Annotated in this window: 1 pseudogene; it reads right to left on the reverse strand. The window is 45.9% G+C overall.

Annotated features, from left to right (window positions below):
• A pseudogene (locus KIV40_RS35210) lies at positions 1 to 754 on the reverse strand (penicillin-binding transpeptidase domain-containing protein); the annotation flags it as partial.

Genomic DNA, 754 nt, shown 5'->3' on the forward strand with positions numbered 1-754 from the left:
GTGCCCCCAACGCTTCCAATCACGCCAAGCTTTTGAATTCGATTTAGAGCCCGGAATGCGCCATACACCATGATCATCACGAACCGTACGTTCGGAAATAACCTGTTCTTGTAAGCCTGCAATTGCCATAAAAGGTTTGATAGTCGATGCGGGCGGGTAGACACCCTATGTGGTTCGGTTGACCAGAGGGTGAGCAGGGTCGTTGAGTAACCTTTGATAGTTCTTGCTAGAAATACCATCAACAAAAAGGTTGGGATCGTAGCTTGGGCTTGATGCCATAGCTAAGACACTGTTGTCTTGCGGGTCAAGTATAATGGCGCTGCCAGTTCTATGGTTCAGTTGTTCAAACGCGTACTTTTGTAGTTCAAGATCGATGTTCAACACAATGTCTTTACCGGCAACAGGTGGAACATATTGAATTGTTCTTACTATTCGACCGCGACTGTTGACTTCAACTTCTTGATACCCTTTTTGACCGTGGAGGATATCTTCGTAGTATCGCTCGACGCCGAGCTTACCAATAATGGTGGTAGCTTGATAATTCGCTTCTTTGCCTTGCTCTTCCAGTTTCCTTAAACTCCGGTAGGATAGAAACGTTTCAGGCTAGTATCGATAGACAGCCCGGGAAACTGGTATTGGTGGACAGAGAACTTAGCGATCTCTTTTTCGGTCAGGTTCTCCAATATGGTGACGGACTTAAAGCGGCGAGTATTACGATAACGCTTTCGGAACTGCGTTATTTGTTCTTCGTTGA

The sequence above is a fragment of the Vibrio sp. D173a genome, assembly GCF_030248475.1.